Source organism: Roseomonas indoligenes (assembly GCF_017813365.1).
Classification (GTDB): Bacteria; Pseudomonadota; Alphaproteobacteria; order Acetobacterales; family Acetobacteraceae; genus Roseomonas; species Roseomonas indoligenes.
In genome coordinates this window covers 174,837-190,717 of sequence record NZ_JAGIZA010000003.1, presented here as the reverse complement: position 1 = coordinate 190,717, position 15,881 = coordinate 174,837, and the positions used below count along the sequence as shown (strand labels likewise).

Sequence of the window (15,881 nt, the reverse complement as noted above, 5' to 3'; positions counted from 1 at the left end):
GCATCGCGATCAGCCGCCGGTCGCGCGCTCCAGGGCGCCGCTGGCCTCCGCCGTGGGGCCGGCCCAGGCGACGAACTGGTCCGGGCGAACGAGAACCGCCTCCGCCCCATAGGTCTTCTGCGCCTCCGCCCCGATGGCGGCGACCTCCAGCGGGATGCCCCGCCGCGCCGCGTCGTCGCGCATCGCCGCCGCGGCGCCGGGATCGGGGGCGAGCAGGGTGAAGCCCGGTCCCAGCGCCTCGAAGCAGTTGCGCCCGTCCGCCAGATGTTGCGGTGTCAGGTGATGGCCGGGGCGGGCGAGCGGGCTGTGGGAGCCGAGCGCGCTCGGCCCTCGTCCAGCCGGGCCGGGGATGATCGGCGATCCCTCGTAGTTCGGCTCGAAGGAGGCGACCTCGGACTTGGCGCCGCCCTGGCGCGCCGCCCACTCCGCCTCGAATGCCGCCCTGTCCCGCGTCGGGTCGAAGGCGGCGAGGAAGTCGCGGTCCAGCTCGATGGACCGGCCGATGAAATCGCCGGCCGTGGAGGCGAAGACGGGGCGGCGCTCCGCGTCATAGCTGTCCAGCAGGCCGGGCCCGGCCCAGCCCTGCAGGTCGGCCGCCAGCTTCCATGCCAGGTTGGCCGCGTCCTCCAGCCCCGTATTGATGCCGTAGCCGCCATAAGGCGGGTGGCTGTGCGCGGCATCGCCCGCCACGAAGGCGCGGCCGGCGCGATAGCGGTCCGCGATGGCGAAGCGCAGGTCCCAGAAGCCGATGTGCTCGAACTGCACGTCGAATTCCGCGCCCGCCGCGCGGTGCAGGTAGGCGGCGAAGTCCATGCTGTCCTTCGTGGTGCCGGCAGGGACGGGGGCATGGAAGAAGAAACTGCCCTCCAGGTCCACGCGGCCGAAGAACTGCCAGTAGCCCTGCAGGTCGGGGTGCAGCACGTTGTAGTAGGACTTGCCGGGGTAGCGCCGCAGCAGCTCGTTCAGCCCCTGGGAGCGGAAGACGAGCAGCACCATCAGCCGGTCGTGGTCGGAGCGGGTCTGGGTGATCCCAACCGCCTCGCGCACCGTGGAGCGGCTGCCGTCGCAGCCCACCACGTAGTCGGCGGAGATCACGCGCGTCGCGCCGCTCTCCCGTTCGCTCACCGTCACGCGCACGCCGTCCCCGTCCTGCTCCACGCCCTCGGCGGACCAGCCATACAGCGCCTTCGCCGTGGAAAGCTCTGCCAGCCGGGCGCGCAGAACCGCCTCCGTGGCGTACTGGGGCAGGCGCTCGTTGTCGGTGAAGTAGTACGGGCGCACGAGCTCGCGCTGCAGCCAGTCGTAGTGGTAGTCGCCCAGCAGCGTGCCGTATGCAGTCATGCCGCCAATGCCGTATTCCCGCGGGATGGTCCGCGCGGCGCGCAGGGCCTTCTCCGCCCCCCAGAAGTGGAAGTGCTCCATCGTCCGCTGGGTCAAGTTCTGGCCCTTGGGAATGGGCTGCGGGGTCCGGTAGCGCTCCACCAGGACCGCTTCGATCCCGCGCTGCGCGAGCGCGATGGCCAGCCCCGTCCCGACCGGCCCGCCGCCGACAATGACGACCTGCGTGCGGTCCTCGCCCTGTGCCATGGCACGTCCTCTCGCATCCGGCGGGCTGCTGACGGCCCGCTTCGCCCCACGCTTCCCACGCCGGGGGACGCCTGTCCAGATCGTCAGACGTCTCACTGAATCGGCCCAGCGGATTGACAGTAGTCTCACTGGCTGTTCAGGCTGAAGTGAATAACCCCTGCCAGGAAACGTTTCGTGCCCCATGCCATCGCCCGGCGCCGGCTGGCCGCGCTTGCCGCCCTGCCGTTCCTGCCCCGCGTCGCCCTTGCGCAAACCAGCCCGCAGGCGCCGCAGCCGGATGGGCCGGTCACCATCATCGTGCCCTATACGGCCGGGACCGGCCCGGACATCCTGGCGCGGCTCGCCTCCCCATGGCTTCAGCCGCGGATCGGGCAGCCCGTGGTGGTGGATAACCGCGCCGGAGCCAGCGGGCTGATCGGCACCCAGGCCGTAGCGCGCGCGGCGCCGGATGGGCGCACGCTGATGATGCAGCCCAACACCTTCGTCATGAACGCCAGCCTCTTTCCAACCGTACCGTATGATCCGGTGAAGGGCTTCACACCCGTCGCGCTGCTGACCCGCGGTGAACTTGCGCTGGTGGTGAACCCCGATGTTCCAGCGCGGGACGCGCGGGCCTTCGCGGAACTGGCGAAGCGCAGACCCGGGGCGATCGACTACGCCTCCCCGGGAAACGGCACGCCGCAGCACCTGGGCATGGCTCTCTTCGCGCTGAAGGCCGGGGTGGAGCTGACGCACATCCCCTATCGCGGCTCCGCCCCGGCCATCCAGGACCTGCTGGGCAAGCGCGTGGCTGCCATGGTGCTGCCCGTGCACACGGCGCTGCCGCTGGTGGCAGGCGGGCAGATCCGGATGCTGGCGGTGGCGAGCGACGAGCGCAGCCCCTCCGCGCCCGACGTGCCGACCCTGGCGGAGGCCGGGTTCGGCGGGGCGCAGGCCGATCTCTGGTACGGGCTGCTCGGCCCGGCAGGGATGGCCGCGCCGATGGTGCGCGGGCTGAACGCCGCGCTGAACGCCTGGGTCGCCGAGCCCGCCACGGCCGAGGCGCTGAAGGCCCAGGGCATGGTCCCCAGCCCGGCGACGCCCGAGGCCTTCGGCGAGCTGGTGGAGCGGGACTATCGCCGTTGGGCCGAAGTGATCCGCGAGGCGAAGATCACGGCCGGGTGAAAGACACCAGGCTGGCGCCGGCGATGTCTTTCCTGCAAGTCTCGGTTCGCCCGCGGAAGGAGGAGCATTGACGGCCTTCGACGAAGCCGAGCCGGCCGCCGGGCCGGGTGGGATGCCGAATGGGATGCCGGAGGTGGCGCTCGCCGCCCTTTACGCGCGGCCCGGCTTCCGGCTACGCCGCGCCCACCAGATCGCGCTTTCCGTCTTCGCCGGGGAATGCCGGGCCTTCGAGGTGACGACGACGCAGTACGGCATCCTCGTCGCGCTACGGACCCGGCCGGGGCTGGACCAGATCGGGCTGGCGCAGCTGCTGGGGCTGGACCGGTCCACCACGGGCATGGTCGTGCGGCTGCTGGAGGCGCGGGGGCTGCTGCTCCGCAGCGGCGACCGGCAGGACCGGCGTCGCCGCATCCTCAACCTCACGCCTCAGGGCGCTGCCCTGCTGGAGGAGGTCGAACCCGCGGCGGAGCGCTCCGTGTGCTCCCTTCTCGCGCCGCTGACGGAGCGGGAGGCGTCCACGCTCGGCCGCCTGCTGGACAAGCTGCTGACGCACCACGACCCGCTGGCGCGCGTGCCCCTGCTGCGCGGGGCCGAGGCGGCCGAGGCCGTCCCAGAACCCGCGCAACGAACCGATCAGGAAACCGGAGCGACGGTGCAGCGCAGGGCTTCCATCCCCTCGATCTCGCCGAAATAGGTCGCGCCGGCAGCGGGGATGGGCGGCATGCCGGAAAGGCTGCCCAGGGTGACCACTTCGCCCATGGCGATGCCCCGGCCCTCGCGGCGAAGGCGGCCGATCCAGGCTTCCAGCAGCGGGCCGAGGGGCGCCGCGACATGGGGGACGGCTTCCCGCCGCGTGAGCACGGCATCGTCCTGGAACAGGGTCAGGGCGGGCGGCATGTCCAGGGTGGTCAGCGTCCAGGGCAGCAGCGTCGCGCGGACGAGCGCGCCGTCATTGCCCATGGCGTCGGCGATCCGGTCCAGCGGCGTCACGTCGCCCGAGGTGGGGATTCGCGGCCGGACGAATTCGAACAGGGTCGCGAGGGTGGCAAGGCCGGTGAGGTCGCCGGGGACCAGCGTGGCCACATCCGCGGGGGCGACGGCAACGCGGAACTGGATGGCAAGCTCCATCTCGATGTAGCGCTCCGCCGGCAGGGTGATGGGGCCGGGCAGGGGATCGGTGAGCAGGCGGGAGGCGGGGATCGGGGCCGAGTTGATGATCCCGTCCAGCCGTCCGATCTTCCATCCGCCGATCCCTTCATCCATCGCGGCCAGGGTGGCGTGCTGGATGCCCTCGGCCGCCTCCAGGGTGGCGGGGCGCAGCGCGGGCGGCAGGCCGGGCAGCGCGGCGCCGGCCCGGGCCCGGGCAAGAAGTTCACCGGCGGCCTGGATGGCATTCATGAGCGGGCTCCTGTTGTCCGGGGCGCAGGAGGCCTGCTCCCGAACCGTGCCGCAAGCCCCCGCCCTGACCTCTCACTCGGCCGGGGCGGGGATGGCGCGCGGATGCTCCCGCCGACGCAGCCGGTCGAGCGCCAGATAGATGACGGGGGTGGTGTAGAGGGTCAGCACCTGGGAGACGACGAGCCCGCCGATGATGGCGATGCCGAGCGGCGCCCGGATCTCGGACCCGGTGCCGGTGCCGAGGGCCAGCGGCACGGCGCCGAGCAGGGCGGCCAGCGTCGTCATCAGGATGGGGCGGAACCGTTCCCGGCAGGCGGCGATGATCGCTTCCTCGCTGCTGGCGCCGTGGTTGCGCTCATGCTCCAGCGCGAAATCCACCATCATGATGGCGTTCTTCTTCACGATGCCCAGCAGCAGGATCACGCCGATCAGCGCGATTACCGTCAGCGGCGTGTTCGTGACGAGCAGCGCCAGCAGCGCGCCAAGCCCGGCGGTGGGCAGGGTGGAGATGATGGTGATGGGGTGGACGAAGCTTTCGTAGAGCACCCCGAGCACGACGTAGATCGCGAGGAAGGCGCCGAGGATGAGCAGCGGCATGTCCTTCGTGAAGGACTGCGCCGCCTGCGCGTTGCCGCCGAACTGGGCGCGGATGGAAGGGGGCAGGCCGACCTGGCGCTGCACCTCCTCGATCCTGGCCTGGATCTCGGCCACTTGCAGGCTCTCATCGGGGTTGAAGGAGATGGCGGCGGAGGGGAAGCCGCCCTGGTGCGCGACGGAGAGGGGGGCGGCCGCCGCCGTCACCCGCGCGACGGCGGAGAGGGGCACCTGCGTGTCCCCGGCCCCCGGCACGTAGACGCGGGTGATGTCGGGCGGGCCCTGTTGAAGCCCCGGGTCGATCTCCAGCACCACGCGGTACTGGTTCCGGGCGCGGTAGATGGTGGAGACCTGGCGCTGGGCGAAGGCGTTGTTCAGCGCGGCGTTGATCTCCGTCTGCGTCACGCCGAGCCTTGAGGCCGCGGCGCGGTCAACCTCCACGCGGGTGACGAGGCCTGCGCGGTCCTGGTCGCTCGTCACGTCGTTGATGCCGGGCACGGCGCGCAGGGCGGTGACCATGGTCTGCGTCCACTCGCGCAGTTCCTCGATGTCGTTGCCGAGCAGCACGTAGGAGAAGCGGCCGCTGTCCTGGCGCCCGCCGATGCGGATGTCCTCGTTCGGGCGCAGGAAGACGCCCGCACCGGGAATGCGGCTGAGCGGCGAGCGCAGGCGGGCGATCACGCCCTCCGCCGTCACGTCCCGTTCCTCGCGGGGCTTGAGGGTGACGTACATGTTGCCGCGGTTCGACGAACCCTGGCCGCCATTGCTGCCGACATTGCCGCCCACGCTCTCCACCGCCGGATCGGCCGCCACGATCTCGATGGCGCGGCGCTGCAGTTCCTCCATCCGGGCGAAGGAGGTGTCGGGCGCGGCCTGGGTGCTGCCCTGGAGGAGGCCCGTGTCCTGCGTGGGCAGGAAGCCCTTCGGCACGGCGATGTAGAGCCAGACGGTCAGCCCCATCAGCCCGAAGGTGGCCAGCAGCATCAGCCAACGGAAGCGCAGCAGGAAGGTGAGGCTGGCGATGTAGCCGCGGGAGGTGGCGCCAAGCACGCCCTCGAAGCCGCGGGCGAGGAGACCTGGGGGCTTCTCCGGCCCGTCCCGCTCCATCCAACCGGCCATCATGGGGGTGAGGGTGAGGGAGACGATGCCGGAGATGGCGACGGCCACGGCCAGCGTCACCGAGAACTCCCGGAAGATGCGCCCGATGATCCCGCCCATGGCAAGCAGCGGGATGAAGACGGCGATGAGGGAAATGGTGATGGAGAGGACGGTGAAGCCGATCTCCCGCGCCCCCGCCAGCGCCGCCTGGACCGGCGCGAGCCCACGTTCCCGGTGGCGGGCCATATTCTCGATCATGACGATGGCGTCGTCCACGACGAAGCCGACGCAGATCGTGAGCGCCATGAGGGAGAGGTTATTGAGGGAGTAGCCGATCCACCACATCACCCCGACCGTGCCGAGGAGGGACAGCGGCACGGAGGCGCTGGCGGCCAGGACGGGCGCCCAGCGCCGCAGGAAGATGGCGACCACGCCGACGACAAGGGCGACGGTGATGGCCAGCGTCGTCCGCACCTCGTCGACGGAGGCGCGGATGGTGGTGGAGCGGTCGCTCACCACCTCGATCTTCACGCCGGCCGGCACCCAGTTCTCCACCTGGGGCAGCATGGCGGTGATGCCGTTCAGCACGTCGATGATATTGGCGTCCGCCTGCTTGCGGACCATCAGCAGGATGGCCGGGCGGCCGTTGAACCAGCCGGCCTGGCGGCGGCTGCGCACGCTGTCCTCGACCCGCGCCACGTCCGAGAGGCGGACGATGGCGCCGCCCGTCGATTTCAGCACGATGTCGCTATAGGCGTCCGCGCGATCGATCCGGTCGTTGGTGCGGATAGAGGCGGACTGCTCCGGCCCTTCGATGAAGCCGGTTGCGGCCGTGACGTTGGCACGGGTGATCGCGAGGCGGATGTCCTCCAGCGAAACCCTGGCCGCGGCGGCTGCGGCGGGGTCCACGGCCACGCGCACGGCGGGCTGGTCGCCGCCGCTCACCTCCACCTGCGCCACCCCCGGCACCTGCGCCAAGCGCTGCGCGACGAGGCTGTCCGCCGCGTCGTAGACGGCAGGGCCCGCCAGGGTTTCTGACGTCATGGCCAGGATAATGATCGGCGCGTCGGCCGGGTTGATCTTGCGGATGGTGGGCGGGTTGGGCAGGCCGGAGGGTAGGTCCTGCCGCGCCGCGTTCACCGCGGCCTGCACGTCCTGCGCCGCCTCCCGCTGCGTGCGGGCCAGGTCGAACTGGATGATGATCGTCGCGCTGCCGAGGGAGGAGAAGGAGGTCATCTCCGTCACCCCGGGGATGGTGCCGATGCGGCGCTCCAGCGGGGCAGCGACCGTGCTGGCCATCGTCTCCGGCGCGGCGCCGGGCTGGCTGGTGGTAACGACGATGGTGGGGATGTCCACCCGCGGCATCGAGGCCACGGGCAGGCGGAACAGGGCCACCAGCCCGAACAGCGCCACCCCGATCGCCAGCAGCGCCGTGGCGATGGGCCGTGCGATGAAGGGGGCGGAGATGTTCATTCCGCGGGCGCCGCGGCCGGTGCCACGTCAGGTCGCCCTCCCAGCTTCAGCCGCACCCATTCCAGCGCGAGGTAGACGGAGGGCGTGGTGAACAGGGTGACGAACTGCGAGAGCACCAGCCCGCCCACGATGGAGACGCCGAGCGGCAGGCGCAGCTCCGACCCCGCGCCATGGCCGAGGACCAGGGGCAGGGCGCCGAGAAGGGCGGCCAGGGTCGTCATGGTGATCGGGCGGAAACGCAGCAGGGCCGCCTGCGTGATCGCCTCGCGCGGGGGAAGGCCGCGTTCCCGCTGCGCCTCCAGTGCGAAGTCGATCATCATGATCGCGTTCTTCTTCACGATGCCCATCAGCAGCAGGATCCCGATGATTCCGACCACCGAGAGGTCCAGCCCGAAGAGCTGCAGCGCCAGCAGCGCCCCGATGCCGGCGGAGGGCAGGGTGGAGAGGATGGTCAGCGGGTGGACCAGGCTCTCATAGAGCACGCCGAGGGTGATGTAGATCACGATCACCGCCGCCAGGATCAGCCAGGGCTGGCTTTGCAGGGAGGCGTTGAACTCCGCCGCATCGCCGGCGAAGCGGCCGGTGATGGTGGAGGGCACGCCGAGATCGCGCATGGAGTTCCCGATGGAGTCCACCGCATCTCCCAGGGAGACGGTATCGGAAAGGTTGAAGGAATAGGTCACGGCGGGGAACTGGTTCTCCCGCGTCACCTGCAGCGGCCCGTTCACCCGGCCCACCCGCGCCACCTCGGCCAGCGGCACCACGCTCGCGGTGCCGTCCGTGCTGCCGGCCACCCGGATCATGCCGAGCTTCGTGGGGTCTGCCAGGAAGTCCTCCGCCGCCTCCAGGATCACGCGGTACTGGTTGTTCTGTGCGTAGATGGTGGAGATCTGGCGCTGGCCGAAGGCGTCGTAGAGCGCGTCGTCGATGGCCTGCATCGTCACGCCCAGCCGGCCGGCGCGGGCGCGGTCCACGTCCACGCTGATCTGCAGGCCCTGCTGCTGCTGGTCGCTGGAGAGGTCCAGAAGCTGTGGCAGGTTCCGCAGCGCGGCCAGGATGCGCGGCGACCAAGTCGCCAGCTCCGCCGCATCCGCGTCCACGATGGTGAACTGGTATTGGGTGGTGCTGGCGCGCGCCCCGATCTGGATGTCCTGCACCGCCAGCGGGTAGGAGACAATGCCCGCCACCCCCGCCAGGCGCGGGGCCAGGCGGGCGATGATCTCCTGCGCCGTCTCGTCCCGCTCCTCCCGCGGGCGCAGCACGGCGGTGATGCGGCCGCCGTTCAGCGTGGCGTTCACCGTTCCCGCGCCGACGACGGAGGTGACGGCCTGCACGGCCGGATCAGCGCGCACGATGTCCGCCACTTGGCGCTGCAGCGCCGACATGCGGGCGAAGGAGACGTCCCCCGGTGCTTCCGTGGCCACCTGGATCAGCCCGGTGTCCTGGGCGGGCAGGAAGCCCTTGGGAATGATGACGTAAAACCAGGCGGTCAGCACCACCGTGCCCACGGCAACCAGAAGGGTGATCGCCTCGAAGCGCAGGGTCACGCGCAGGGCGCGTTCATAGACGTGCAGCAGGCCGTCGAAAAAGCGGTCCGCCCCGCGCGCCAGCCAGCCCTTCCTGTGATGCGTCGGGCGCAGCAGCAGGGCGCACATCATCGGGGTAAGGGTGAGGGAGACGACCATGGAGACGAGGACGGTGGCCGTCAGCGTCTGCGCGAACTCCCGGAACAGCCGCCCGACCACGCCCTCCATGAACAGCAGCGGGATGAAGACAGCGATGAGGGAGACAGTGAGGGAGACGATGGTGAAGGCGATGGTCCGCGCGCCCTCGTAGGCGGCGGCCAGCGGCTCCATCCCGTCCTCGATATGGCGGACGATGTTCTCGATCATGACGATGGCATCGTCCACGACGAAGCCTGTGGCGATGACCAGCGCCATGAGGGAGAGGTTGTCGAGCGAGAAGCCCAGCCAGTCCATCACGGCGAAGGTGCCGATGATGGAGAGCGGCAGGGAGACGGCCGGCACGATCATGGCCCGGCCGGAATGCAGGAAGAAGTAGATCACGGCCACGACGAGGACGGTGGAGAGCACCAGCGTCAGCTCCACCTCCCGCACGGAGGCCTTGATCGTTTCCGTCCGATCGGAGACCACGGCCATGCGGATCCCGGCGGGCAGGCCGCGCTGCAGCACCGGCAGCTGGGCGCGGACGCGGGCCACGGTGTCCACGATGTTGGCGCCGGGCTGGCGTTGCACGTCCAGGATCACGGCGGGCCGGCCGTCGAACCAGGCGGCGTTGCGGTCGTTCTCCAGCCCCTCCTGAGCCGTCCCGAGGTCGCGCAGGAAGATGGGGGCCCCATCGCGGTAGGTCACGATAATGTCGGCGAACTGCGCGGGCGCGGTGATCTGGTCGTTCGCCATGATGGTGGAGGCCTGCCGCGCCCCGTCCAGCGAACCCTTCGGCGTGTTGGCATTGGCCGCCGTGACGGCAGTGCGGACATCGGCCATGGAAAGGCCATAGGCCGCCAGCCGGCCGGGATCGATCCGCAGCCGGACGGCCGGGCGCATGTTGCCCTGCACGGTCACGCGCCCGACGCCCGCGGATTGCGACAGCTTCTGTGCCAGCAGCGTGTCCGCCGTGTCCGACAGGCGCGCGATGGGCAGGGTGTCGCTCGTCAGGGCCAGCGTGATGATGGGCGGGTCCGCCGGGTTCACCTTCGCGTAGACCGGCGGATAGGGAAGGGTGCTTGGCAAGGTGCCGCGCGCGGCGTCCAGCGCGGATTGCGTGTCCTGCGCCGCCTCGTCGATATCCTTATCGAGCGCGAACTGCAGCGCGATGCGGCTGGTGCCCGGGCCGGAGGTTGAGGTCATCACTGCCACGCCGGCAATCTGGCCGAGCTGCCGCTCGAGCGGCGCCGTGACCAGCAGCGCCACCGTGTCCGGGGAGGCGCCGGGAAGCTGGGTGGAGACCTCGATCGTCGGGAATTCCACCTCCGGCAGGGAGGAGACGGGCAGCTTCCAGTAGCCCCAGAGCCCCACCAGCAGCACGGCGACGGAGAGCAGCGTCGTCGCCACCGGCCGCGAGATGAAGGGGGCGGAGATGTTCAATTCGCCGTCTCCCGCGCCTCGGCGGTGCGCCGCGGCCGGCTGCCGGGTTGCCGGGTGGGGGCGTTCTCATCCTGGAGCGCCACCGTGGTGCCGGCAGACAGGCGCAGTCCGCCGGAGGTCACAACACGCTCCCCGGGCTGGATTCCGGACTGCACCACGGCGTCCGCCATGGTCGTCTGGCCGAGCGTCACGGGGCGCTGCTCCACCGTGCGGTCCTCCTTCACGACGAAGGCGTAGCTGCCCTCCGGCCCGCGCTGGATGGAGACGAGGGGCACCACAACGGCCTGCGGCACCACCTCGATCCGCAGGCGGAGGTTCACGAAGGCGCCGGGCCAGAGGGCGCGGTCCTCGTTCGGGAAGACCGCCTTCGCCTTGATGGTGCCGGTGGTGGCATCCACGCTGTTGTCGATCGTCAGCAGCGTCCCGCGCGCCACGGGCTGGGTTCCGCCCGAGGAGGAACTCGGCCCGGGCAGCGTCTCCACCGGCACGGCGCCGGAGGCCAGCGCCCGGGTTAGGCGCGGCAGCTCCTGCTGAGGCAGGGTAAAGGTGACGCTGATCGGCGCCATCTGCGTGACGGAGACGATGCCCGCCGTGTCGGAGGAGCGGACGAGGTTGCCCGCATCCACCTGCCGGATGCCCACCCGGCCCGCCAGGGGCGAGCGGATGGTGGCGAAGCCGAGCTGGGTCCGGGACTGCGCGATGGCGGCATCGTCCTGCTGCACCTGGGCCTCCAGCATCGCCACCTGGGCACGCTGGGTATCCACCTGCTGCTGCGTGGCGCCGGAGGCGCGGACGAGGCCCTGGTAGCGTGTCAGGTCCACGCGGGCATTGGCCAGCTGTGCCTGGTCATAGGCCTTCTTGCCCTCGGCCTGCTGCAGCGCGGCGCGCACCGTGCGGTCGTCCACCCGCGCCAGCACGTCGCCTTCCGCGACCTCCTGGCCCTCGCGGAAGTTCACCTCCATCAGCTGGCCGTCCAGCTGGGTGCGGACCACCACACTCTGCAGCGGCACCACGGTGCCCAGCGCGTCCACCGTCAGCGCCACGTCGCGCCGCGCGGCCTCCGCCACCGTCACGGGAACCGCGGTCCCACCGCCCGGGCCGCCCGCGCGGCGCGGACGGTTGCCGCCGCCAGCACCGCCGCCTTCCCGCCTGGCGCCGGGGCCCTGCGGGTTCGTGCCGCCCTGCGGGCCCTGGGCCTGCATCTGGTCGCGCGCGGCGGAGGGGTCCTGCGCCCCGTGCCGCTCCTGCCACCAGCGCCACCCGTACCAGCCGCCCCCGGCGAGGATGACAAGGACGAGGAGCCAACCGAACGCGCGCCTCATCGGGCAACCTCCACAAGGGTAGGAGACGGGACGGCGGCCGCACTGGCGCCCCAGCCGCCGCCCAGGGCCCGGAACAGCCCCACCGCGGCCTGGAACCGGTTCCGCCGGCCCGTCGAGAGGTTACGCCGGGCGGTGAAAAGCGTTGTCTGGGTGCTCAGAAGGGTGATCAGGTTGATCACGCCGCCGCGCAGCTGCTCCTCGGAGATATTGTAGGCGCGGGCTGCGCGGCGCTCGGCCTCCGCCAGCAGCGCCTCCTGCTCGGTCGTCTCCCGCAGGGCCGCCAGGGCGCTCTCCACGTCCGCCAGAGCGTTCAGGATGGTCTGGCGGTACACGATCACCAGTTCCTCCTGCTGCGCGCGGGCCAGCTCCACCCGGCCGCGAAGGCCGCCGTTGTCGAAGATGGTCTGCGCGACGCTGGCCGCCAGGGAGTAGAACTGGGCTTCCGGCCGCAGAAGCGTTCCGATCAGTGCCGCGGTGAAGCCGCCCTGGGCCGATAGGGTGAAGGAGGGCAGCAGTGCCGCCCGCGCCGCGGCGGTGTTGGCGCCCGCCGAGGCGAGGCTCGCCTCCGCCTGCAGCACGTCCGGTCGCCGCGCCAGCAGGGCGGAGGGCAGGCCCGGGGAAGGGGAGGGCACGTCCAGCCCTTCGAAGCCCTCCCCCAGGATGTCGAGCTGCACGGGGGCCAGCCCCACCAGCACCGCGAGCGTGGCGACGTTCTGGGACACGCTCTGGCGCAGCGGCGGCACGGCCGCCTCCTGCTGGGCGACGACCGTCTCCTGCTGCGCCAGGTCCAGCCCGGTGGCGGTGCCGGCGGCCACCTGCTGGCGGATGACGTTCAGCACCCGCCGGGCGGCGTTCAGGTTTGCCTCCTGGATCCGCAGCGCGTTCCGCGCTTCCAGGATGGTGAAGTAGGTGTTGGCCACGGAGGCCTCGGCCGTCATCAGCGTCGTGCCAAGGGCGTAGCGGGTGGCCACGGCCGAGAGGCGGGCCGATTCGTAGGTGTTCCGGTTCAGCCCCCAGACATCCAGCTCGTAGGAAGCCGCGAGACTGATGTCATAGGAGGTGGCCGAGGGGTTGCCCGAACCGGTCTGGCTGCGCCGCGCATTCCCGCCGGAGGAGATGGTGGGCAGCAGGGTAGAGCCGGCCACGCGGGCCGTGGCCTCGGCCTGCCGCACCCGAGCGGCAGCGGCCGCCAGGTCCAGGTTCTCCGAGGCGATGCGCCGCATCAGCCGATCCAGCTCTACCGAGCCGAAGCCGCGCCACCACTCCGGGTTCGGCCAGGCGGCCGGGGCCGCCGCCTCCCGGAACCGGTCCGGGCCGCGCTCGATGGCGGGGATGGCATCGGGGTGCAGGGCGCAGCCCGCAGGGGCGAACCCGAGCAGGGCGCCGAGCACCATCCGGCCGGCGTCCCGTCGCGTGGGCCCGGCGGGCTTGTTCATGGGATTCGAATCTCGCACAGCGTCCTTCTAGGGGCGATACATTGGGCATCCCATGCCCTGTTACCCTTCGCCACCACCTATCCGTAACCGACATATACCCTTCCCGAGGCGGGAAAATGGCCGGTTGCGGCGCATGGTCCTGGCCCTCGCCGCGCTGCTCGGCATGGCCGGCTGCGCCGCGCCGGACCGGCCCGGGGAGGAGTTGCTCTCCGTTCCCGTCACGGCCGCCGACGGCAGCGTCCAGACCATCCCCGCCCGGCTCTGCCGGCCGGCCGGACCTGGGCCCGCCCGCCTCGTCGTCATCAATCACGGCTCGCCGGGGGAGGGCGTGCAAGCGCGGGCGCGATACGGGCTGCTGCCCTGCGGTTCGGCGGTTGCCCGGCATTTCCTGGCGCGGGGCGAGGCGGTGCTGGCGCCGTTGCGGCGGGGCTACGGCCCTTCGGGCGGTGCCTGGGCTGAGGAATATGGCCGCTGCGAGGACCCGGACTACGCGCGGGCGGCGGCGGAGACGGGGCGGGACATCCGCGCCGCCATCGCCCTCGCGCGCGGGCTGCCGGGCATCCAACCTGACGGGATCGCGGTGATCGGGCAGTCCGCCGGGGGGTGGGGCGTGCTGGCGCTTGCGGCCGACCCGCCGCCGGGAACCTCCGCCTTCGTCGCCGTGGCGCCGGGCCGGGGTGGGCGCCGCGATGACCGCCCGAACGAGAATTGCGCCCCGGACCGGCTGGTGGCGGATGCGGGGCAACTAGCCGGGAGGGGCGGGGGGATGCCCCTCCTCTGGCTGCACACCCCGAATGACAGCTTCTTCGCGCCCAACCTCGTCCGCGCGATGCAACGCGCCTTCACCAGTGCCGGGGGGCAGGCGACGCTGGTGGAACTGCCTGCCTGGGGCGAGGACGGCCACGGCATGTTCTACGGACGGGGCGGCGCGGTCGCCTGGGGGCCGGAGATTGACGCCTGGCTGGGCACGCATCGCTGAATCGTCCGTTGCATCCGGCGCCCGCCGCGGGCACCTGTTGCGGCATGACCGACGAAACCCAGCCGGAAGGCACCCCCCCGGGGATCAAGGAAAAACTCGTCCGCACGAAGGAGCGCTGGGCGGAGGAAGGGCGCCTCCTCACCGGCACCACGGCGGACCCGGCACGGGACCGGCTGCCGCCCGGCCAGCGGCTGGTGACGGACTGGCCGGTGCTGGACCTGGGCATCCAGCCCACGGTGGCGGAGGCGCAGGCGCGGCTGGACATCGACGGGCTGGTGGAGAACCCGCTCTCCCTCTCCTGGGCAGACCTGATGGCCCTGCCGCAGCGGGAATGGCGGAACGACATCCACTGCGTCACCCAGTGGTCCCGCTACGACAATGACTGGCGCGGGATTTCCATCTCCGACCTGCTGGCCCTGGCGCGCCCGAAGGCCGAGGCGGCGTTTGTGACCATGGAATCCCACGACGGCTACACTACGAACCTGCCGCTCCCCGACCTGGACCGGGCGGAGAACCTGCTGGCCACCCATTGGGAGGGCAAGCCGCTGACCCGCCAGCACGGCGGCCCGATGCGGCTGGTGGTGCCGCATCTGTATTTCTGGAAGAGCCCGAAATGGATCCGGCGGATCAGCCTGATCCCGCACGACAAGCTCGGCTTCTGGGAGGTCCGCGGCTACCACGAGCGCGGCGACCCCTGGCTGGAGGAGCGGTACGCCTGACTTGGCGGATGGCGTTGCGGGGGAGGGCGATACCCTCGTTGCCATCGGCGCCAACCTGCCGGGGGTGGACGGCGCCGGTCCCCTGGCCACCTGCCGCGCGGCCGCGGCGGCGCTGGAGGGCATCCTCGGCCTCTCCCTCGCCGCTGTCTCCGGCTGGTGGGAAACGGCGCCGGACCCGCCGCTGCCCGGCAGCCCCTGGTACGTGAACGGGGTCGCGCGGCTGCGGGGAGAGGCGGATCCGGCGGCGCTGCTGGCCGCGCTGCAGGCGGTGGAGGCGGCGCATGGCCGCGTGCGCCCCTACCCGAACGCGCCAAGGACCCTGGACCTGGACATTATCGCCATGGGCCGGCTGGTCCGCGACGCGCCGGACCCGGTGGTGCCCCACCCCCGCGCGCATCTCCGCCGCTTCGTCCTGGAGCCCCTGGCGCAGGTCTGGCCGGGCTGGACGCATCCCGTGAGCGGGCTTAGCGTCGCCGCCATGCTCTCGGACCTGCCGCCCGCCCCCATGCGACCGCTGGGGTAGGGGCGGTCCAGGCTTGCCTTCGCGGGGGCGGGGCCCTATCTCCGCCTTTCGCCCGCTCACAGATTCCGAGGTTCGCCATGGCCCGCGTCACGGTCGAGGACTGCATCCTCCAGGTTCCCAACCGCTTCGACCTGGTCCTTCTCGCCGCCCAGCGCGCCCGCGCCATCTCCCGCGGGGAGGAGCTGACGGTGGATCGCGACAACGACAAGAACCCCGTCATCGCCCTGCGCGAGATCGCCGAGCAGACGGTGGAGCTGACCGGGCTGGAGCAGGACATCATCAAGTCCCTGCTGCGCGCGCCCGAGCCGGAGCCGGTGGAGGAGGAGGTGATCGACCTGATCGCCACCGACGAGAACATCTTCGGCGTGATGGACGTGAACGAGGAGACCGCTGCCGAGGCCGGCATGCAGGTCGAGGACATGTCCGGCGACGACCTCGAGGCCGCGATCGCGGCCGAGCTGGGCGGCCGGCGCTGACCCCG

General features: G+C 71.5%; 12 protein-coding genes. 6 read left to right on the top strand and 6 right to left on the bottom strand.

What is annotated here, in order from left to right; genetic code table 11:
- Nucleotides 1-9 precede the first annotated feature (9 nt).
- Complete coding sequence (locus J5Y10_RS05970) at nt 10-1,587, bottom strand: FAD-dependent monooxygenase (protein WP_209371804.1); 1,578 nt, start codon at nt 1,585-1,587, stop codon at nt 10-12.
- A gap of 174 nt (nt 1,588-1,761) precedes the next feature.
- Between J5Y10_RS05970 and J5Y10_RS05965 the strand changes: the two genes are divergently transcribed.
- Together J5Y10_RS05965 and J5Y10_RS05960 are read left to right on the top strand one after the other, a co-directional pair.
- Nucleotides 1,762-2,751, top strand: coding sequence for a Bug family tripartite tricarboxylate transporter substrate binding protein (locus tag J5Y10_RS05965; RefSeq protein WP_209371802.1), 990 nt, complete (start codon nt 1,762-1,764; stop codon nt 2,749-2,751).
- A gap of 67 nt (nt 2,752-2,818) precedes the next feature.
- On the top strand, nt 2,819-3,445 hold the full coding sequence (locus J5Y10_RS05960) for a MarR family winged helix-turn-helix transcriptional regulator (RefSeq protein WP_209371801.1): 627 nt from the start codon (nt 2,819-2,821) through the stop codon (nt 3,443-3,445).
- On the opposite strand, the gene J5Y10_RS05955 is transcribed toward J5Y10_RS05960, so the two are convergent.
- The 5 genes from J5Y10_RS05955 to J5Y10_RS05935 form a co-directional block, all read right to left on the bottom strand.
- Entirely contained in the window at nt 3,385-4,149 is a 765-nt protein-coding gene (locus J5Y10_RS05955) for a hypothetical protein (RefSeq protein WP_209371799.1), read from the bottom strand. The two genes, J5Y10_RS05960 and J5Y10_RS05955, sit on opposite strands and share 61 nt — an antisense overlap.
- 72 nt (nt 4,150-4,221) lie before the next feature.
- Nucleotides 4,222-7,314 (bottom strand): efflux RND transporter permease subunit, encoded by a 3,093-nt coding sequence (locus J5Y10_RS05950; protein WP_209371797.1) that lies wholly within the window; start codon nt 7,312-7,314, stop codon nt 4,222-4,224.
- Entirely contained in the window at nt 7,311-10,421 is a 3,111-nt protein-coding gene (locus tag J5Y10_RS05945; protein WP_209371795.1) for an efflux RND transporter permease subunit, read from the bottom strand. Before J5Y10_RS05945 ends, J5Y10_RS05950 begins: the two co-directional genes overlap by 4 nt.
- Entirely contained in the window at nt 10,418-11,743 is a 1,326-nt protein-coding gene (locus J5Y10_RS05940; RefSeq protein WP_209371793.1) for an efflux RND transporter periplasmic adaptor subunit, read from the bottom strand. Before J5Y10_RS05940 ends, J5Y10_RS05945 begins: the two co-directional genes overlap by 4 nt.
- A complete protein-coding gene (locus tag J5Y10_RS05935; RefSeq protein WP_245214359.1) occupies nt 11,740-13,179 on the bottom strand; it encodes an efflux transporter outer membrane subunit in 1,440 nt (479 codons plus the stop codon). Before J5Y10_RS05935 ends, J5Y10_RS05940 begins: the two co-directional genes overlap by 4 nt.
- 124 nt (nt 13,180-13,303) lie before the next feature.
- Between J5Y10_RS05935 and J5Y10_RS05930 the strand changes: the two genes are divergently transcribed.
- From J5Y10_RS05930 to rpoZ, 4 genes are all read left to right on the top strand, one after another.
- Nucleotides 13,304-14,158: an alpha/beta hydrolase family protein gene (locus tag J5Y10_RS05930; RefSeq protein WP_209371791.1), complete on the top strand. Its 855-nt coding sequence runs from the start codon at nt 13,304-13,306 to the stop codon at nt 14,156-14,158.
- Between the two features lie 44 nt (nt 14,159-14,202).
- A complete protein-coding gene (locus tag J5Y10_RS05925; RefSeq protein WP_209371790.1) occupies nt 14,203-14,877 on the top strand; it encodes a sulfite oxidase-like oxidoreductase in 675 nt (224 codons plus the stop codon).
- 1 nt (nt 14,878) lies between these two features.
- The gene (folK, locus tag J5Y10_RS05920) at nt 14,879-15,400 is read left to right on the top strand and encodes a 2-amino-4-hydroxy-6-hydroxymethyldihydropteridine diphosphokinase (protein WP_209371788.1); all 522 of its coding nucleotides are present in this window, start codon (nt 14,879-14,881) and stop codon (nt 15,398-15,400) included.
- A gap of 77 nt (nt 15,401-15,477) precedes the next feature.
- Entirely contained in the window at nt 15,478-15,876 is a 399-nt protein-coding gene (gene rpoZ / locus J5Y10_RS05915; protein ID WP_209371786.1) for a DNA-directed RNA polymerase subunit omega, read from the top strand.
- Nucleotides 15,877-15,881 lie beyond the last annotated feature (5 nt).